We start from the raw sequence: 17,838 nt of genomic DNA, 5'->3' as shown, positions 1-17,838 counted from the left end.
ATGCTGATGCACCGTAGATCGCTGCCTGATCGCAAGCTGTTCGACCAATTGCACCGGACGGTTGCGCCGGGCGATCATTATGGTCTTGCATTCCCCATCTCTCCAGAAATGCTGGCGGAATTCGGTGCGGCGTTTCTGACAGAGGCCTTCCGGGCTTCGGGGGTCATGTCCGCCGACAATGAAGTCACGGCAATAGTCGCGCTGAATCCGATCAGTGTTCCGGGAGCGTCCGAACGGGCGCTTCTTACCGTAGCCTATGCGCGGGACGAAGAAGGATTGCACACCGAACTGTTCGCCAAGTTTCCACCGGCGGATGCCGATCATAAATTTGGCCTGATCCGCCTGGGTAGCGGCGAGATCGACATGCAGCGCCTTGCGCGTGAAGTTGATCTACCGGTCACGACGGCGAAATATTATTTCGGTGACTATTCTGGCAGCACGACCAATTATATCCTGATTACAGAGCGTATCGCCTTCGGCGTGGCGCCGATCGAGCCGGCTCACCGCAAAGGATATGATCACGAGATCCGCAATGTCGAGGATCATTATATGCTGCTCGCACGATCGTTGGCACATTTGGTGGCGGCGCAAAAACGCGGCGCGCTCGGGTCGGACATCGAGAAAATATTTCCCTTTGGAGAAGCCGCGCGCGACTTCGACCCGATACCGGATGCCACTGCCAAGATCGCAATGCTCGAGAAATTCGTCACACGTACCGCGCCACATCTATTCATAGATGAGGTGTCCGATCCAGACTTCATGGCACGTTGGCGAGAGGATGTGCTGTTCGGGCTGGAGCATAAGGACGCGGTTATTGCTTACCTGCACGAGGACCGCGATTATACTGGCGTTTGCCATCCAAATCTGAACGTGGATAACGCTTGGTATTGGCGCGAACCATCGGGAGAGCTCAAGGTTGGGCTGCTCGATTGGGGAGGCGCGGGCCAAATGAGCATCGCGCAGGCGTTGAGCGGCATGATGATGATGCCGGAGCCGGAAAGATACCGGGAACTGGTCGACCTGGTCTTTCGGACCTTCACGGCTGAACTGGAGGAAAAGTCCGGAGTCCTGTTGGATCCCGTCGAACTACGCCTGCAATATAAGGCCTCGCTCTATTCAACAGCGATCTGCACGATCCTGGACATAATCGCCGGTGTCCTTGATCAGGTTCCGGCAGATGTCTGGGCATCCATGCAGAACCGTTCGGATCAGGCATTGAGGGATAGTGGACTTTTGCCCGCGATAATCTGGGTCGACAATATTCTGCGCGAATGGTGCGAAGACATCACTCCTGGAGATGCATGCCGCCAGATCGTTGCGCCGCTCCAATCCGCGAAGACTTTATCCGGTCAAGGTCGCTGACGGCATCGACCTTGATCTGTCTGGAGGCCCGAGCCTGAAAGCTGCTGTATCTGGGCGGGCATGGAGGATGCCGATCGACCGATGGCACAAGAGCCACGGCGGTCGGCGCCGACTGCACCGGGCTTTGATCTCGGTGCAGCGTGGAGAGTTTACTTGTGATGATGGTTCGAAAGGACATAAGGGGCATAGAGTTTAAGCTTTGGGTGGAACATGCCGCTTACGGGAAAGACGATAGAAAAGGCGGATTCCGGTGAGGCAAAGGCCGCCGATCGGCTGACGCCCAATCGCCGAACCGGTCGGCCGCCTAATAAAAAGGCGGGCCAGATCGATGAGGCGATCTTGAGCGCGGCGCGGGATCTGTTCTTGTCGGTCGGATATGAGGCGACGACCATGGAGGCGGTAGCGCAGGGGGCAGGGGTTTCCAAAAGAACCCTATATGCGCGCCATTCGACCAAGGAAGCGCTCATGAAAGCGGTTGTGGAAGACCGTGTGCGTAGATGGTCGAATGAAGCAAGCGCCAATAATGTCGATCTTCCGCAGGAATTTTCCGAACGCCTGAAACATCATGTCCGGACTGCGATGGCTTCATTGGGAAACCCGGAAATTCAGCAGTTCGATCGACTGATCCTGGCAACAGCTTCGCGGTTTCCCGAAATCGCCGAAACCTTCTACAAGATCGGATATTGTTACGAACTTCAGTTCCTGACCGACGAAATTACCGAGGGAACGAAGAACGACCCGGTTCCTGCCGAAAATCCACAGCGCGTCGCCCGGCAATTGCTGAGCATGATCCAGGGATGGCGCCGGACGGAGGAAACGATACGGGTCTTGAGCCTGGAAGAAGCAGCGAGTTTCGCTGACGATGCCGTCGATGTCCTGTTACGGGGGCGGGATAGCTGGTAATCGTCTACCCACAGCGGGAGCGCTCAGAACTGGATGATAATGAACTGGCCGGGGCTGATAATCCCGGCCAGTAGCATTTTCCGTCTTATTTCTTTGGGAGCTTTGCCAAGTCTGCGTCAATGTCGGCGAGAACCTTGTCCGTGACCGCATCAGGCGAATATTGCTGAATATCCTTGAGGGTCATCGCGCGGGCCATGTCGATCTGATCGCTGGTCGTCATTTCGGGAATGTGCTTTGCCAGCACTGCCTTGGCTGCGGGATCATCGAGCAAGGTGCCGATTTCCGTCGTAGAGGAGGAATAGGCCGTCTGCGCCAAGGCAGGCATAGGCGACATGGCAATCAAGGCGGCGGCGATCATCCAATTCTTCATCATACTCTCCGTTTGTAAGCCACTTGGGGGTAATGCACCTTTGTAAAAATGCAACGCATATGTTTACTTCGCCACGGATATACGGGTATGCCTTGCTCGCTGCTGAACAACCAGGCCCCACGGATGTATACCGGCCTGACCGATGTCGCGGCGGCGCGGCTGATTGGCCAGATCATGTTTCGAGACGTCCGGCGTTGATATTTAAAAGGGGGGAGAGAAGTTGATGGTGAGCGGTAAGAGCATGGCGATGCGCGTCCTCAAATGGCTGGTGGCGTTCATCGTCTTGGCGGTGATCGCGCTGGCGGTCATGTTCACGATGGCAGTGGGGCCGGGCAATGTGGGCCGCCTCGTCTTCGGCATTGGCGCGAGCTATGACAAGACCCCGCCGCAGCTGCCTGCCAAGCTTTCCGGCAACGCCATCCTCATCTTTTCGAAGACGAACGGCTTTCGCGATGATGAGCAGATCGTTGCTGCAAATCGCGCGTTGGAGGAGATTGCCCAGGCGCGTGGCTGGAGCAGCTACACGACGGAAAATGCCGCGATATTCAATCCGGCGCAGCTCGCCCGGTTCAAGGCGGTGGTGTGGAACAGCGTCAGCGGTGACGTGCTGACGCCGGAGCAGCGCAGCGCCTTTCGCGCGTGGCTGGAAAAGGGCGGCGGCTTCGTTGGTTTGCATGGCGCGGGTGGCGATCCGCAATATGCGTGGCGCTGGTATGTCGATGATCTGATCGGCGCGCAGTTTATCGGCCATATCATGGACCCGCAATTTCAGGCGGCGAACCTGAATGTCGAGGATCGCGATCATCCCGCGACCCGCGATTTGCCCAAGGTCTGGCGACGGACGGACGAATGGTATTCCTTCGCGTCAAACCCCCGCGACAAGGGCTACCGCATCCTCGTCACCATCGACGAGAAAAGCTACAGCCCGTTTGAAAAGCTGCTCCCCTTCACCAAGCCCAAGGACATCCGCATGGGCGCCGACCATCCGATGGTGTGGACTCATTGCGTGGGCGATGGACGCGCATTTTATTCCGCGCTGGGTCATGCCGCGTCCACCTATGGCGAGCCGCTACATCGCAAGATGATCGGCGGGGCTATTGCCTGGGCGGCGGGGCTGGAAGGACCGCGCTGTGTGGGCGGCGAGCTTTCGAAATAAGGAGTCAGGCGGCGTGTAGACGTCGCAATTCGGAGGAGAAACGGCGCAGCGTTTCGCTCGCTTCAACCCGCCCACTGCTTGCCGGATCGATCAATATCCCGATCTTGCGACGTTGATCGAAACCGGAAAGCGCGGGCATCGCTATGCCGGGTTGTAGGAAGCAGCGTGGCATGACGGTGATGCCCAGCCCGGCGCGAAGGAAGGCGATCGCGCGGTCGTCGCTAACCGTGCGGGCGGTGAAGAAGGGGCGGACGCCGCGCTGTGTGAAGAAGCGGCTGACCGCGGCAAGCGCTTCGCAATTGCGGCGGACGATCATGTCCATGCCTGCGACCTCATCTGCGTCCAGCCTTTCTCGATCGGCCAGTGGATGCCTGTCCGACAGGGCGAGGGCGTAGCCTTCCTCGAACAGGGTCTCACGCTCGCGCGCATCATTGTCCAGCACGCCGATGACGGCATCGATCCGGCCACGTTCAAGGCGCGGCAGCAATTCGCGCATGCGTCCTTCGACGATTTCCAGCCTTTCGCCTTTCGCCTCACAGGCTTCGCGCGTGGCTTGCTCGATCCAGCGGGACGGCAATGTCGATATTATGCCGAGGCGGATGAGTTTGCTGCTGTCATTTTCCGCCATGGCCTGCTGGGCGCGGGCGAATTCCGCTTCGATCCGGCGGGCATGGGCGGCAAACCGGCTGCCTGCTGGGGTCAGTTCCACGCGTCGATTGGTGCGATGGAACAGGACGTGCCCGATCTGCGCTTCCAGCTTGGCGATGCCCACGGACAATGTGGGCTGCGACACGCCGCATTGTTGCGCCGCGCGGGAGAAGTTGCCGTGATCCACCACTGCCAGAAAATAGTGGATGAGGTAGCGTTCAATCATAGACCGTATCTATGATATCATTAGTGTCTGGTCAATTTTCCAGCCGTCCGAGGGCATGATAGAAGGGCGCAAGATCTTCAGGAGAGGCCATGACGCCCGATTTCGATTTCGCTCTGGGTGACAATGCCCGGATGATCCGGGAAACGACCCACCGCTTTGCGACGGATTTGATCGCGCCACTGGCCGTGCGGATCGATGCGGAGGACTGGTTTCCGCGCGACGAACTGTGGCCCGCGATGGGCGCGCTTGGCCTGCACGGCATTACCGTTGCGGAAGAAGATGGGGGCCTTGGCCTCGGCTATCTGGAGCATGTGGTCGCGCAGGAGGAAGTGGCGCGGGCCTCTGCCTCCATCGGGCTCAGCTATGGGGCGCATTCCAACCTGTGCGTCAATCAAATCCGCCGCTGGGGCAATACCGAGCAGAAGGCGCGTTATCTGCCCAAGCTGATTTCCGGCGAGCATGTCGGCAGCCTTGCCATGTCGGAAGCGGGCGCTGGGTCCGATGTCATTTCGATGAAGCTGAAGGCGGAAAAGAAGGGCGACCGCTATATCCTGAATGGCACCAAATACTGGATCACCAATGCGACCTATGCCGATACGCTGGTTGTCTATGCCAGGACGGGAGAGGGATCGAAGGGGATCACGACCTTCCTGATCGAAAAGGGCTTCAAGGGCTTTTCCATCGGGCAGAAGATCGACAAGGTCGGCATGCGTGGTTCACCAACCGCCGAACTGGTGTTCGAGGATTGCGAAGTCCCGGAAGAGAATATCATGGGTCCGCTGAACGGCGGCGCTGGCGTGCTTATGTCGGGTCTGGATTATGAGCGCACTGTGCTGGCGGGCATCCAGCTTGGGATCATGCAGGCATGCCTCGACACCGTGGTGCCCTATGTCCGGGAGCGCCACCAGTTCGGTAAGCCGATCGGCGCATTCCAGTTGATGCAGGCCAAGGTGGCAGACATGTATGTCGCGCTCAATTCGGCGCGCGCCTATGTTTATGCGGTGGCGCGGGCATGTGACGCGGGCAGGACGACGCGGTTCGACGCAGCGGGTGCCATATTGCTGGCGAGCGAGAATGCGGTGCGGGTATCGCTGGAGGCGGTGCAGGCGCTAGGCGGTGCGGGCTATACGAAGGATTGGCCGGTGGAGCGCTATATGCGCGACGCCAAGCTGCTGGATATTGGCGCTGGAACCAATGAGATTCGCCGCATGCTGATCGGCCGGGAGCTGATCGGGGCATGAGCGGGCCAGCGCTCGACACGAAGCTGTCATCGCAGGCGGATGGGTTTCGCACCAATGCTGCCCATAATCGGGCGTTGGTGGAGGAGTTGCGGGCGAAAGTTGCTGCTGCGGCAATCGGTGGACCGGCCAAGGCCCGGGACAAGCATGTCGGGCGCGGCAAGCTGTTGCCCCGCGAACGGGTGGAGCGGCTGCTGGACCCCGGCAGTCCTTTTCTGGAGATCGGGCAACTCACGGCCAATGACATGTATCATGGCGAGGTGCCGGGCGCTGGGCTGATCACTGGGATAGGCCGCGTCGAGGGGCGGCAGGTGATGATCGTCTGCAATGACGCGACGGTGAAGGGCGGCACTTACTATCCTCTGACGGTGAAGAAGCATTTGCGGGCGCAGGAGATCGCGCTCGAAAATCGGCTGCCCTGTGTCTATCTGGTCGATAGCGGCGGTGCGAACCTCCCCAATCAGGCCGAAGTATTTCCCGACCGGGAGCATTTTGGGCGCATTTTCTACAATCAGGCGCAGATGTCCGCGCGCGGCATTCCGCAGATTGCCTGCGTCATGGGCAGCTGTACCGCGGGCGGGGCTTATATGCCCGCTATGTCGGATGAGACGGTGATCGTGCGCAATCAGGGGACGATCTTCCTTGCCGGGCCGCCGCTGGTGCAAGCGGCGACGGGAGAGGTCATCAGCGCGGAGGATCTGGGCGGCGGCGACCTGCATGGCCGCAAGTCCGGCGTGGTGGATCATGTCGCGGAGAATGACGAGCATGCGCTAAGCATCGTCCGGGACATCGTATCGACGCTTCAGCCCGCACCCGCAATCGATGTTAACATGCGCGAGCCGGTGCCGCCGAAATTTGATCCGCATGAACTCTATGGCATCGTGCCGCAGGATGTCCGCGCGCCCTATGATGTACGGGAGGTCATCGCGCGCATCGTTGATGGCAGCGAATTTCATGAGTTCAAGGCGCTGTATGGGACGACGCTGGTGTGCGGCTTCGCCCATATCTGGGGCATGCCGGTGGCGATCCTTGCCAATAATGGCGTGCTGTTCAGCGAGAGCGCGGTCAAGGGCGCGCATTTCATCGAACTGGCGTGCCAGCGGCGGATACCGCTGCTGTTCCTGCAAAATATCTCCGGCTTCATGGTGGGCGGGAAATATGAGGCTGAGGGCATCGCCAAAAATGGCGCGAAGCTGGTGACGGCAGTCGCTACCGCCAGCGTGCCGAAAATCACCCTGTTGATCGGCGGCAGCTTTGGCGCGGGCAATTATGGCATGTGCGGCAGGGCCTATAGCCCCCGCTTCCTGTTCACCTGGCCTAATAGCCGCATATCGGTGATGGGTGGCGAGCAGGCGGCGAGCGTGTTGGCGACGGTGCATCGGGATGCGGAGAAATGGACGGCGGAGGAGGCGGAAGCCTTCAAGGCGCCGATCCGCCAGAAATATGAGGATGAAGGCAATCCCTATCACGCAACCGCGCGGCTGTGGGACGATGGCGTCATCGATCCGGCGCAGACGCGCGATGTGCTGGGCCTTGCCTTCGCGGCGACGCTGAACGCTCCTGTAGCCGAGCGCCCGTCGTTCGGCGTTTTCCGGATGTGATGACGATGATCCAGTCCCTTCTCATCGCCAATCGTGGCGAGATCGCATGCCGGATCATCCGTACCGCGCGGCGGCTCGGCATTCATACCGTCGCAGTCTATTCGGACGCGGATGCCGATGCGCTGCACGTCCGTTCTGCTGACGAGGCGGTGCATATCGGCGCGTCGCCGGTGCGCGAGAGCTACCTGTTGGGGGAGCGTATTATCGAAGCTGCCCGGCAAACGGGCGCGCAGGCTATTCACCCCGGCTATGGTTTCCTGTCGGAGAATGCTGAGTTCGCTCAGGCGGTGATCGACGCTGGGTTGATCTGGGTCGGGCCGAATCCCGCCAGCATCACGGCCATGGGTCTCAAGGATGCAGCCAAGAAGCTGATGAGCGAGGCGGGCGTGCCGACGACGCCCGGCTATCTGGGGGAAGAGCAGAGTCCCGACAGACTGAAAGCCGAGGCGGACGCTATCGGCTATCCCGTGCTGATCAAGGCAGTCGCTGGCGGTGGCGGCAAAGGAATGCGCAAGGTCGATAGCGCCGCGGACTTTGCCGATGCGCTACTGTCCTGCCAGCGCGAGGCGGCGTCTTCCTTTGGCAATGATCAGGTGCTGCTGGAAAAATGGGTAACGAACCCGCGCCATATCGAGGTGCAGATATTCGGCGATCGCCACGGCAATGTAGTCCACCTGTTCGAACGCGACTGCTCGCTCCAGCGGCGGCACCAGAAGGTGATCGAGGAAGCGCCCGCGCCGGGCATGGATGAACGGACGCGGGAGGCGATCTGCCAGGCGGCGGTGCGCGCTGCCAAGGCGGTGGATTATGTCGGGGCGGGGACGATCGAGTTCATCGCGGACGGCTCCGAAGGGCTTAGGGCCGACCGCATCTGGTTCATGGAAATGAACACGCGCCTTCAGGTCGAGCATCCGGTGACGGAGGAGATTACCGGGCAGGACTTGGTCGAATGGCAGTTGAGGGTGGCGTCGGGCGAGCCTTTGCCCAAGGCGCAGGATGAACTGTGGATCAGCGGCTGGGCGATGGAAGCGCGGCTTTATGCGGAGGACCCGGGGAAGGGCTTCCTGCCTTCGATCGGCAGGCTCGACCGCTTCGATGTCGGACCATGTTATCGTGTCGATACCGGGGTGGAGCAGGGGGCGGAGATATCGTCCTTCTACGATCCGATGATCGCGAAGCTGATCGCGTGGGGTCCAGATCGTGATGCCGCACGGCTGAGCCTGTCGCAGACGCTGGAGGAGACGGTCATATGGCCGCTCAAAACCAATGCGGGCTTTCTGGCGAAGGCGCTCCAACATCCAGATTTCGCTGACGGCCGGGTAGATACCGGACTGATCGGGCGTGAGGGGGAGGCGCTGTTGCCAGCTGCCTTGCCCTCAACGGCGGCTTTGGAGGATGCGGCGTTCAAGCTCGCGGCGCCGGGGCCGATGGCGGGCTTTCGCCTGAATGCGGAGGCGCGGCGCGACGGCTGGTTCCTGCTGGATGGAGTGCCGGTGAAGGTTGCGCTGGGGGCTTCGAGCGGGGCCAGGACTGGACGTAGCGTGATCGTCGCGGAGGGCGGCCAGAGTTGGCAGCTGACGCCTTGGCGAGCTGGCGGGCTGGGAGGCGGTGAGGCGTCCGATGGCGCGATCCTCTCGCCGATGCCGGGGCGGATCATTTCCGTCTCCGTCGCGGCGGGGAACAAGGTGGCGAAGGGGCAGAAGCTGTTGACGTTGGAGGCCATGAAGATGGAACATGGCCTTGTCGCGCCGTTCGACGGGGAAGTCGTCGAACTGCACGGCGTCGAAGGCGGGCAGGTGAGCGAAGGCACGCTGCTCGTCAAAATAGCAAAAGCGGAGGCAGGTTGATGGCGGGGAAGTTTTTCGAACAATGGGAAGTGGGGCAGACCATTGTTCACGAAATTCGGCGGACGGTTACGGAAACCGATAACCTGCTTTTTTCGACGATGACGCATAATCCGCAGCCGCTGCATCTGGATGTCGAAGCGGCCAAGGCGAGCGAATTCGGCCAGATACTGGTCAACGGCACCTTCACCTTTGCATTGATGATCGGGCTGTCCGTGGGCGACACGACGCTGGGGACGTTGATCGCCAATCTGGGCTATGACAAGCTCGTTATGCCAAAGCCCGTATTTCTGGGTGACACGTTGCGGGCGGAGACCGAAGTCGTGGAGTTACGGCCGAGCAAATCCCGGCCGGGTTCGGGCGTTGTCACCTTTTCGCACCGGATGCTGAACCAGCGGGACGAGCTGGTATGCCAGTGTTTGCGCATGACGTTGATCAAGGGCGGCGGTGCATGATCATAGGCGCGCACCTATATGATTTTATCTGCAGTAGCGGCGTTGCGCCAACCCTAGCTGGCTTTTGAAGGAAATTGTCATGCAGAATGATCCTGTTGTCATCGCTGGTTATGCCCGCACGCCGATGGGTGGGTTTCAGGGGATATTCTCCCCTTTAAAGGCGACCGATCTGGGCGCGGCTGCGGTCAAGGCGGCGGTCGAGCGCGCGGGTGCGCCTGTGGATGCGATCGACCGTATCTACATGGGCTGCGTCCTGCCAGCGGGCTTGGGGCAGGCGCCCGCGCGGCAGGCGGCGTTGGGCGCGGGCCTTGGCCTCAACACGCAGGCGACCACCGTGAACAAGATGTGTGGTTCGGGCATGCAGGCCGCCATCATGGCGCAGGAGGCGCTGCAGGCAGGCGCGGCCGACCTGATTGTGGCGGGTGGCATGGAAAGCATGACGAACGCGCCCTATGCGCTGCCCAAGCACCGTTCCGGCGCCCGCATCGGTCATGACCGGATCATCGACACGATGATGATGGATGGGCTGGAGGATGCCTATCAACCCGGCAAGGCGATGGGTGTCTTTGCCGAGGAGGCGGTGCGTGATTATCAGTTCACGCGCGCGGAGCAGGACGGCTATGCGATCCGATCCTTGGAACGGGCGCAGGCGGCCATCGCGAGCGGCGCTTTCCAGCGCGAGATCGCAGCAGTGACAGTGCCCGGGCGTGGCGGCGATACGTTGGTGGATACCGACGAGCAGCCGGGCAAGGCCCGTCCGGACAAGATCCCTTCGCTGAAGCCCGCTTTCGTCCCCGATGGCACCATCACGGCGGCGAACAGTTCGTCCATCTCCGATGGCGCAGCGGCACTGGTTATGACGCGGCGCAGTGTGGCGGAACGTCTGGGCCTGCCGGTGATTGCCACAGTGGTGGCCAGCGCCGCGCACGCCCATGAACCGGCGCGCTTTACCACAGCGCCCGTTCCGGCGATGCGCAAGTTATTGGCCAAGGCTGGCTGGTCGGTGGCCGACGTTGATCTGTTTGAGGTGAACGAAGCCTTCGCCGTTGTTGCGATGATCGCGGCCAAGGATCTTGGCATTCCCGCCGAAAAGTTGAACGTGAACGGGGGCGCGACTGCGCTAGGTCACCCGATCGGGGCTTCGGGGGCGCGGATCATTGCCACCCTGCTGGGTGCGCTGGAGGAGCGCGGCCTCAAGCGCGGCGTGGCGAGCCTGTGCATCGGCGGTGGCGAAGCGACAGCGATGGCGTTTGAGCTCGCCTGACGCATTGGCGCCTTCCCTTTTCCGTGTAGCAACAATAAGCCTCTCGCCCTGAGATCAACTATCGAGAGGCAGGCGCTGGATGAAGGCGGTAGGATTCAGGCAAGGCGGCCCGCTGGAGCGGGAAGACTCGCTGATCGACATTGAGGTCGCCGATCCGTCGCCCGGCCCTCGCGATCTGCTCGTTCGTGTGCATGCTGTGTCCGTCAATCCGGTCGACACGAAAGTGCGCGGCGGCGCCAAGCCCGCTGAGGAGCCGATGGTTCTGGGCTATGACGCGGCGGGCGTGGTGGAAGCCGTCGGCGCTGACGTTACGCTTTTCGCGCCGGGTGACGAAGTCTTCTATGCTGGCATCATCAAGCGGCCGGGGACCAACTCGGAACTGCATGTCGTCGATGAGCGGATTGTCGGGCCAAAGCCGCGTTCCTTCGACTTCGCGCAGGCGGCCGCGCTCCCGCTGACCGGGCTTACGGCATGGGAGCTGCTGTTCGATCGTTTGCGCGTGTCACAAGGCGGGGGTGAAGGGCAGACGATCCTGATCGTCAACGGTGCTGGCGGCGTTGGTTCGATGCTGGTGCAATTCGCGCGGCAGCTGACCAAGCTGCGCGTGATCGCTACCGCTTCGCGCCCGGAAACCATCGCCTGGGTGAAGCAGATGGGCGCGCATGATGTGATCGGCCACCGCAAGCCCTTGAATGAAGGGCTTGCCGCGATCGGCGTCAAGGCGGTCAACTTCGTGGCAAGTCTGGCTGCGAGCGAACAGCATCTACCAGCCTATGCCCGCATCATCGCGCCTCAAGGATGCCTGGCGGTTATCGACGACGTAAAGAGTTTCGACATAGTGGCCCTCCGGCAAAAGTCGATCACCGTCGCGTGGGAGGGTGTTTTCACGCGCTCCATCTACGAAACCCCGGACATGATCGAACAGCATCGCATATTGTCCGAGATTGCGCGGCTGGTGGATGAAGGGGTTTTGCAGGGAACGATGACGCGCGATCTAGGACCGATGAGTGCCGCCAGCCTGAAGGCCGCGCATGAGCTGGTCGAAACGGGCGCATCCATCGGGAAGGTCGTTCTGCGGGTTTAAAAAGAGCTCGCTCGGCATCGGGGGGCGGTCAAACAGAAGAGAAATGCATGGGACGAGGGGATGAGGAATTGAGCCACGAACATTCTGCCGTCGCGGGCGGCAGGGCCAGCCTGAGGCAAGGCCATGTCGCGCTCGGCATATTTCTCGTAGCCTACATCCTTTCCTTCATCGACCGGCAGATATTGAGCCTGATGGTCGAGCCGATCAAACAGGATCTGGGCCTTAACGATTTGCAGGTCGGGTTGCTTCAGGGATTGGCCTTTGCCCTGCTCTATGCAGTGGTCGGCATTCCCATCGGAATGCTGGCCGATCGGATCAGCCGCCGCCGGATCATCGCCGTGGGCGTCCTGTTCTGGAGCGCCTGCACCGCACTTTGCGGCTTTGCGGGCAGCTATGCGCATCTGTTCGTCGCGCGCATGGGCGTCGGTTTGGGGGAGGCATCGCTATCCCCTTCGGCTCACAGCTGGCTGAGTGACGCCTACCCGCCAGCGCAGCTTTCGCGGGCGATGGCGATCTATAATCTGGGCATTACCATTGGTGGCGGGCTAGCGCTGCTGGTCGGGGGCGCCGTTGTCGATATGGTCGCGGCGCAGGGTGCGCTGGTGCTGCCCGGCATCGGGCCGATGCCTACCTGGCGGGCGGCATTCCTGCTGGTGGCCTTGCCCGGCCTGTTGGTGACGGCGCTGGTTTTCGTGGCCCGTGAACCGGCACGCCGCGCGGGGTGGGTGAAGGCGGGTATGCCGTTTCGCGCGGCACTGTCTCACCTGCGCGCGCATTGGCGGACATTCGCGGCGATCTATGCCAATTCCACCTTGCTGGGGACCATGGGTTATGGCCTGTCGGCATGGTATCCGACATTGCTCATCCGGACCTTTGACATGACGCCCGGACAGGCCTCGCTCCGTCTGGGGCTGATCTACCTGCTGCTTGGGAGCTTGGGTTCCTTGGCGGGCGGTTTCGCGGCGGAGAGGCTTTCGCTGAAAGGCGTGCGCGATGCCAATTTGAGGATGGCGATGATCCTCGCCTTTCTGTGCGTTATTCCGGCGACGCTTGCGCCGGTCATGCCTTCCTCAACGCTGCTGCTGTTGCTCTTTTCAATCCTGACCTTCTGCTTCAACGGCTATTTCGGTTGCTCGCTGGCTGCGATCCAACTCGCGACGCCGCCCAGCATGCGGGCAACCGGAGCCGCGCTGTTCCTTTTGGCGAACAGTCTCGTAGGCTTGTCGCTCGGAACAGCGATCGTGCCGTTGATCGACAACGCCTTGTTCGATGGCCGTGGTCAGATCGGCCCCGCGCTGGCGACCGTGGGCCTATGCGCATCGCTAACCGCTGCCCTCGCCGCATGGTCCGGATTGCGCAGCTATGCCGCGACCAATCAGGCGGTGGCACGCGGCTGAGCGCAGAAAAGGTCAGCGAACGGCATGATATTTCTGATTATAGCGTTCGTTATACCTTGCGTGAAACGCCCGAGTTTTCGGGACAATTCAAAGGTGTGGAACCAATGCGGAAGTTTTGCGGGCGGTTCGCAGCCGGAACCGTAGCCTGCAAAGCTAGTTAGCTGAGAGCAGGTTATCCTGCAGTGCGACCCAAACTGCCCTGCCTTCTTTTTCGGAGGTGGGGCTTTTTGCGGTTGAGATCAGATGCTTTGGTTCAGGCGACTGGCCGCAGATATTCCGGTAGTTCATCGGCAGCATGATTACGGCACTCGATCCGTGGTGACGCACTGTAGGTGCTGAAGTGTTCAAGGGGCATGGCCGATCCGCAGAAACTGCATTCTGCGGTCATGCGCCCTATGATCCAATGTTGCCTGTCACATCCGGGACAATGATTGGGCTCATCCTCCCGATATAGTGGGGAGTAGCTGTAGGTTGCCGACCAGCCCGTCGTGCTTTCCATCCGCATTGAATTGCCTCACTTTTTTACGACCTATCCTTGTTAACGGAAGGCGAGGCGTTCAGTTTCATCGGCATCGCCGCTTGGCTTGGCGGCTGCGTGACTTACATGCTGATCAGGACAGGAATTTGATGATCGAGGAGAAATCCTGACCCGCTTCGCCCTTGTTGGCCAGCAATTGATAAAGGCTTTCCGCCTGCGCGCCCATGGGTACGCTGGCGTTGACGGAAGCCGCCGCTTCCAGCGCGAGTTTCAGGTCCTTCAGCATCAGGGCAACGGCAAAGCCGCCGCTATAGCCGTTGTCTGCGGGCGATTGCGGACCAACGCCGGGCACCGGGCAGTAGCTTGTCATGGACCAGCTTTGTCCCGACGAAACGCTGGAAATGTCGTAGAAGGTCTGGGCGTCGAGCCCGATCTTCTCCGCCATGGCAAAGGCTTCGCACGTCGCCACCATGGTCGCACCCAGCAGCATGTTGTTGCAGATCTTGGCCGCCTGGCCGTTGCCGTCACTACCGGCGTGGATCACCGCCTTGCCCATGGCAGACAGGATGGGCTTTGCCTTGACGAAGGCTTCATCGTCGCCACCCACCATGAAGGTTAGCGATCCCCCATTTGCAGCGGCGATTCCCCCAGAAACCGGCGCGTCGGCCATCAGGAAACCCTTCGCCTTCGCCGCAGCGATGACGCGGCGAGCGGTCGCGACGTCGATGGTCGAACAGTCGAGGAACAGCGCTCCTGCCTTTGCCGTGCCGAAAACCTCGTCATTATAGACCGCTTCGACATGCTTGCCGGCCGGTAGCATCGTGACCACTGCATCAGCCCCCGCGACGGCTTCGGCCGCGCTGCTGGCGCGGGTCGCGCCAGCCGCCTCGGCCTTGGCGAGGGCCGCGTCGGAAAGATCGAAGGCGCGCACGGCAAAGCCGTTCTTGACGAGATTGGCGGCCATTCCGCCACCCATGTTGCCCAAGCCGATGAAGGCGATAGTCTCAGTCATGCCGACTTCCTTCTATTGATTGTCTGGCCGCCTTCATGGGCGCAGCAGGTCGCGGGCAACGATCATGCGCATCACCTGATTGGTGCCTTCCAGGATCGAGTGAACACGCAGGTCGCGCCAGAAGCGTTCGATCGGATAGTCCATCAGATAGCCGTAGCCGCCATGCAGTTGCAGCGCGCGGTCGGCGATAGTGGACCCAGCGTCGGTGGCGAGCCGCTTTGCCATGGCGGCGAAGCGGGTCTTGTCGGGTGCGTTTTCCGTCACCTTGACCGCCGCCATGTAGAGCAGCGCGCGCGCCGCCTGAAGTTCGGTTTCCATGTCGGCGAGGGTGAACTGCGTATTCTGGAAATCAGCGATGGCCTGCCCGAACTGCTTGCGGTCCTTGCTATAGGCGATCGCTTCATCGAGGCAGCGCTGCGCCCCGCCAAGCGAGCAGGCGCCGATGTTGAGCCGTCCGCCGTCAAGCCCCATCATTGCGATGCGGAAGCCTTCGCCCTCCGCTCCCAATAGATTTTCCGCAGGCACGCGGACATTGTCGAAATTGACCTGCGCAGTGGGTTGCGAATGCCAGCCAAGCTTACGCTCCTGCGCGCCGAAGCTGACGCCGGGCATATCCTTTTCGATGACGAGGCAGCTGATGCCTTTGGGGCCTTCCTCGCCGGTACGGACCATGGTGACGTAGATATCGTTTTCGCCGCCGCCGGAAATGAACTGCTTGGAGCCAGTAACGAGATAGTCGTTGCCGTCCTTCACGGCGCGTGTCTTGAGTGCGGCGGCGTCTGATCCCGATCCGGCTTCGGTCAGGCAATAGCTGCCCATCCGCTCCATCGGCACCATCGAGGGGAGATATTTGTCCTTGACCGTTTGTGCGCCGAAACGGTCGATCATCCAGGCGGCCATGTTGTGGATCGATATGAACGCGCTGGTCGACGGGCAGCCATAGGCCATGGCCTCCATGATCAGCGCGGATTCCAGACGGCCAAGGCCGATGCCGCCCGACTCTTCCGACACATAAATGCCGCCAAAGCCCAGCTCGGCCGCCGCGCGGATCGTGTCGCGCGGGAAGATATGCTTCTCATCCCATTCGGCCGCATGCGGCGTGATCGCGTCGGCGGTAAAGCGCCGCGCCATGTCCTGGATCTGGCGTTGGTCGTCGGTAAGGTCGAACTGGGTCATCATGCATCCTGTTGCGGCGATGGCGTGCCGCTGGCGTGTGAGGGAGAGCATGCGCTCTCCCCTCGCGGCTGTCACCCCATGGTGGGGATGACGAAGGCGCTGTCGCCGGACGCGCCGCCATCGGGCCAGCGCTGGGTGATGGTTTTCACCTTCGTCCAGAATTTGATGCCTTCCATGCCGTGCTGGTTCGTGTCGCCAAAGGCAGAGCGCTTCCAGCCGCCGAATGTGTGATAAGCGACGGGCACCGGGATCGGCACGTTGATGCCGACCATGCCGACATTCACCCGCGCGGCGAATTCGCGCGCGGCGTGGCCGTTACGAGTGAAGATCGCGACGCCATTGCCATATTGATGCTGGCTGGGCAGCGCGATTGCGTCCTCGAAGCTTTCGGCACGCACCATTTGCAGAACGGGGCCGAAAATCTCTTCCTGATAAGTCCGCATGTTGGGCTTGACGTGATCGAACAGCGTAGGGCCGACGAAGAAGCCCTGCTCATGCCCCTGCAGGGTGAAGCCGCGGCCATCGACCACCAGCTCGGCGCCTTCATCGATACCCATCTGGATATAATTCTCGATCTTAGCCTTGTGCGCGGCGGTGACGACCGGGCCATAATGGGCTTCGGGATCGGTTGAGATGCCGACGCGCAGCGCCTGAATGGCGGGGATCAGCTTTTCGCGCAGGGCGAGGGCGGTCTTCTCGCCCACCGGCACCACGACGGGCAGCGCCATGCAGCGTTCGCCAGCAGAGCCGAAGGCTGCGCCCGCGAGGTCGTTGACGACCTGATCCAGATCGGCGTCCGGCATGACGATGCCATGGTTCTTCGCGCCGCCCATTGCCTGAACGCGCTTGCCGTTGTCGACGCCGCGCTTGTAGACATAGTGGGCGATGTCCGACGAGCCGACGAAGCTGATCGCGCCAATGTCCGGGTGATCGAGGATGGCATCAACCATCTCCTTGTCACCCTGCACCACCTGCAGAATGCCTGCGGGCAGACCGGCTTCAAGGAAGAGTTCGGCAAGGCGCACGGGGACGGACGGATCGCGCTCGGAAGGCTTCATGATGAAGGCGTTGCCCGTCGCGATGGCGACCCCCGACATCCAGAGCGGGATCATCGCGGGGAAGTTGAAGGGCGTGATGCCAGCGCCGATGCCTATCGGTTGGCGCATGGAATAGACGTCGATGCCCGGGCCTGCGCCCTGCGTATATTCGCCCTTCAGTGCATGGGGGATGCCGCAGCAAAATTCGATGACTTCCAGCCCGCGCTGGATATCGCCGCGCGAATCCGCGATCACCTTGCCATGTTCGGACGAAAGCAGATGCGCCAGTTCGTCCATATTCTTCTCGACCAGCGTCTTGAAGTTGAACATGACGCGAGCGCGCCGCTGCGGATTGACTGCCGCCCAGGCGGGCTGCGCCGCCTTCGCCGCCTCTACCGCGCGGTCGAGGAGGGCGCGGTCGCCCAGGGCCACACGGGCCTGAACCTGCCCATCATTGGGATTGAACACATCACTGTAGCGCGGCGCTTCGCTGTTATGAGCAAAGGCGAGCTTGTGGGAAATTTCGCGCATGGCACCCTCTCGATGAGATTTGCCTTATCATGCCGAAAGGCGATAATGCATTCAAT

At 61.2% G+C, this 17,838-nt stretch carries 15 protein-coding genes; 10 read left to right on the top strand and 5 right to left on the bottom strand.

Going from position 1 to position 17,838, the window contains the following annotated elements; translation table 11 throughout:
• Window positions 1-6 precede the first annotated feature (6 nt).
• Complete coding sequence (locus ACWNC0_RS02605) at window positions 7-1,362, top strand: hypothetical protein (RefSeq protein ID WP_449469400.1); 1,356 nt, start codon at window positions 7-9, stop codon at window positions 1,360-1,362.
• Window positions 1,363-1,572: 210 nt separating this feature from the next.
• Window positions 1,573-2,265 carry a TetR/AcrR family transcriptional regulator gene (locus ACWNC0_RS02600; RefSeq protein WP_449469398.1) on the top strand — a complete coding sequence of 231 codons (693 nt, stop codon included), beginning with the start codon at window positions 1,573-1,575 and terminating at the stop codon, window positions 2,263-2,265.
• 85 nt (window positions 2,266-2,350) lie between these two features.
• Here ACWNC0_RS02600 and ACWNC0_RS02595 read toward each other — a convergent pair whose 3' ends face one another.
• Complete coding sequence (locus ACWNC0_RS02595) at window positions 2,351-2,638, bottom strand: hypothetical protein (RefSeq protein ID WP_449469396.1); 288 nt, start codon at window positions 2,636-2,638, stop codon at window positions 2,351-2,353.
• A 220-nt stretch (window positions 2,639-2,858) separates the two neighbouring features.
• On the opposite strand from ACWNC0_RS02595, the gene ACWNC0_RS02590 reads away from it, so the two are divergent.
• Window positions 2,859-3,791 carry a ThuA domain-containing protein gene (locus tag ACWNC0_RS02590; RefSeq protein WP_449469394.1) on the top strand — a complete coding sequence of 311 codons (933 nt, stop codon included), beginning with the start codon at window positions 2,859-2,861 and terminating at the stop codon, window positions 3,789-3,791.
• Between the two features lie 4 nt (window positions 3,792-3,795).
• Here the strand turns inward: ACWNC0_RS02590 and ACWNC0_RS02585 are convergent, their stop codons facing one another.
• Window positions 3,796-4,665 (bottom strand): LysR family transcriptional regulator, encoded by an 870-nt coding sequence (locus ACWNC0_RS02585; RefSeq protein WP_449469392.1) that lies wholly within the window; start codon window positions 4,663-4,665, stop codon window positions 3,796-3,798.
• An 89-nt stretch (window positions 4,666-4,754) separates the two neighbouring features.
• Here ACWNC0_RS02585 and ACWNC0_RS02580 point away from each other — a divergent pair, with 89 nt between their 5' ends.
• From ACWNC0_RS02580 to ACWNC0_RS02550, 7 genes are all read left to right on the top strand, one after another.
• Window positions 4,755-5,906 carry an acyl-CoA dehydrogenase family protein gene (locus ACWNC0_RS02580; protein WP_449469390.1) on the top strand — a complete coding sequence of 384 codons (1,152 nt, stop codon included), beginning with the start codon at window positions 4,755-4,757 and terminating at the stop codon, window positions 5,904-5,906.
• Window positions 5,903-7,504 (top strand): carboxyl transferase domain-containing protein, encoded by a 1,602-nt coding sequence (locus ACWNC0_RS02575; protein WP_449469388.1) that lies wholly within the window; start codon window positions 5,903-5,905, stop codon window positions 7,502-7,504. The genes ACWNC0_RS02580 and ACWNC0_RS02575 overlap by 4 nt, the downstream gene beginning before the upstream one ends.
• 5 nt (window positions 7,505-7,509) lie before the next feature.
• The gene (locus ACWNC0_RS02570; RefSeq protein ID WP_449469386.1) at window positions 7,510-9,351 is read left to right on the top strand and encodes an acetyl/propionyl/methylcrotonyl-CoA carboxylase subunit alpha; all 1,842 of its coding nucleotides are present in this window, start codon (window positions 7,510-7,512) and stop codon (window positions 9,349-9,351) included.
• Window positions 9,351-9,803, top strand: coding sequence for a MaoC family dehydratase (locus ACWNC0_RS02565; RefSeq protein ID WP_449469384.1), 453 nt, complete (start codon window positions 9,351-9,353; stop codon window positions 9,801-9,803). Before ACWNC0_RS02570 ends, ACWNC0_RS02565 begins: the two co-directional genes overlap by 1 nt.
• A gap of 79 nt (window positions 9,804-9,882) precedes the next feature.
• Complete coding sequence (locus ACWNC0_RS02560; RefSeq protein WP_449469383.1) at window positions 9,883-11,067, top strand: acetyl-CoA C-acyltransferase; 1,185 nt, start codon at window positions 9,883-9,885, stop codon at window positions 11,065-11,067.
• Between the two features lie 79 nt (window positions 11,068-11,146).
• On the top strand, window positions 11,147-12,151 hold the full coding sequence (locus ACWNC0_RS02555; RefSeq protein WP_449469381.1) for a zinc-binding alcohol dehydrogenase family protein: 1,005 nt from the start codon (window positions 11,147-11,149) through the stop codon (window positions 12,149-12,151).
• Between the two features lie 47 nt (window positions 12,152-12,198).
• Window positions 12,199-13,548 carry an MFS transporter gene (locus ACWNC0_RS02550; protein WP_449469379.1) on the top strand — a complete coding sequence of 450 codons (1,350 nt, stop codon included), beginning with the start codon at window positions 12,199-12,201 and terminating at the stop codon, window positions 13,546-13,548.
• Between the two features lie 611 nt (window positions 13,549-14,159).
• On the opposite strand, the gene mmsB is transcribed toward ACWNC0_RS02550, so the two are convergent.
• The 3 genes from mmsB to ACWNC0_RS02535 all read right to left on the bottom strand — a co-directional run bounded on the left by mmsB (window position 14,160) and on the right by ACWNC0_RS02535 (window position 17,782).
• Complete coding sequence (mmsB, locus tag ACWNC0_RS02545; protein WP_449469377.1) at window positions 14,160-15,038, bottom strand: 3-hydroxyisobutyrate dehydrogenase; 879 nt, start codon at window positions 15,036-15,038, stop codon at window positions 14,160-14,162.
• A 33-nt stretch (window positions 15,039-15,071) separates the two neighbouring features.
• On the bottom strand, window positions 15,072-16,217 hold the full coding sequence (locus tag ACWNC0_RS02540; RefSeq protein WP_449469845.1) for an acyl-CoA dehydrogenase family protein: 1,146 nt from the start codon (window positions 16,215-16,217) through the stop codon (window positions 15,072-15,074).
• Window positions 16,218-16,285: 68 nt separating this feature from the next.
• Window positions 16,286-17,782, bottom strand: coding sequence for a CoA-acylating methylmalonate-semialdehyde dehydrogenase (locus ACWNC0_RS02535; RefSeq protein WP_449469376.1), 1,497 nt, complete (start codon window positions 17,780-17,782; stop codon window positions 16,286-16,288).
• Window positions 17,783-17,838 lie beyond the last annotated feature (56 nt).

It is taken from the genome of Sphingobium chungangianum, from assembly GCF_977014255.1.
The sequence above is the reverse complement of the archived record's forward strand: the minus strand, read 5'-3'. Positions and strand labels throughout refer to the sequence as shown.

Bases quoted from the DNA above. Each gene is read 5' to 3' on its own strand.
- ACWNC0_RS02605 (WP_449469400.1), top strand. From the start codon at position 7: ATGCACCGTAGATCGCTGCCTGATCGCAAGCTGTTCGACCAATTGCAC.
- ACWNC0_RS02600 (WP_449469398.1), top strand. From the start codon at position 1,573: ATGCCGCTTACGGGAAAGACGATAGAAAAGGCGGATTCCGGTGAGGCA.
- ACWNC0_RS02595 (WP_449469396.1), bottom strand. From the start codon at position 2,638: ATGATGAAGAATTGGATGATCGCCGCCGCCTTGATTGCCATGTCGCCT.
- ACWNC0_RS02590 (WP_449469394.1), top strand. From the start codon at position 2,859: ATGGTGAGCGGTAAGAGCATGGCGATGCGCGTCCTCAAATGGCTGGTG.
- ACWNC0_RS02585 (WP_449469392.1), bottom strand. From the start codon at position 4,665: ATGATTGAACGCTACCTCATCCACTATTTTCTGGCAGTGGTGGATCAC.
- ACWNC0_RS02580 (WP_449469390.1), top strand. From the start codon at position 4,755: ATGACGCCCGATTTCGATTTCGCTCTGGGTGACAATGCCCGGATGATC.
- ACWNC0_RS02575 (WP_449469388.1), top strand. From the start codon at position 5,903: ATGAGCGGGCCAGCGCTCGACACGAAGCTGTCATCGCAGGCGGATGGG.
- ACWNC0_RS02570 (WP_449469386.1), top strand. From the start codon at position 7,510: ATGATCCAGTCCCTTCTCATCGCCAATCGTGGCGAGATCGCATGCCGG.
- ACWNC0_RS02565 (WP_449469384.1), top strand. From the start codon at position 9,351: ATGGCGGGGAAGTTTTTCGAACAATGGGAAGTGGGGCAGACCATTGTT.
- ACWNC0_RS02560 (WP_449469383.1), top strand. From the start codon at position 9,883: ATGCAGAATGATCCTGTTGTCATCGCTGGTTATGCCCGCACGCCGATG.
- ACWNC0_RS02555 (WP_449469381.1), top strand. From the start codon at position 11,147: ATGAAGGCGGTAGGATTCAGGCAAGGCGGCCCGCTGGAGCGGGAAGAC.
- ACWNC0_RS02550 (WP_449469379.1), top strand. From the start codon at position 12,199: ATGGGACGAGGGGATGAGGAATTGAGCCACGAACATTCTGCCGTCGCG.
- mmsB (WP_449469377.1), bottom strand. From the start codon at position 15,038: ATGACTGAGACTATCGCCTTCATCGGCTTGGGCAACATGGGTGGCGGA.
- ACWNC0_RS02540 (WP_449469845.1), bottom strand. From the start codon at position 16,217: ATGATGACCCAGTTCGACCTTACCGACGACCAACGCCAGATCCAGGAC.
- ACWNC0_RS02535 (WP_449469376.1), bottom strand. From the start codon at position 17,782: ATGCGCGAAATTTCCCACAAGCTCGCCTTTGCTCATAACAGCGAAGCG.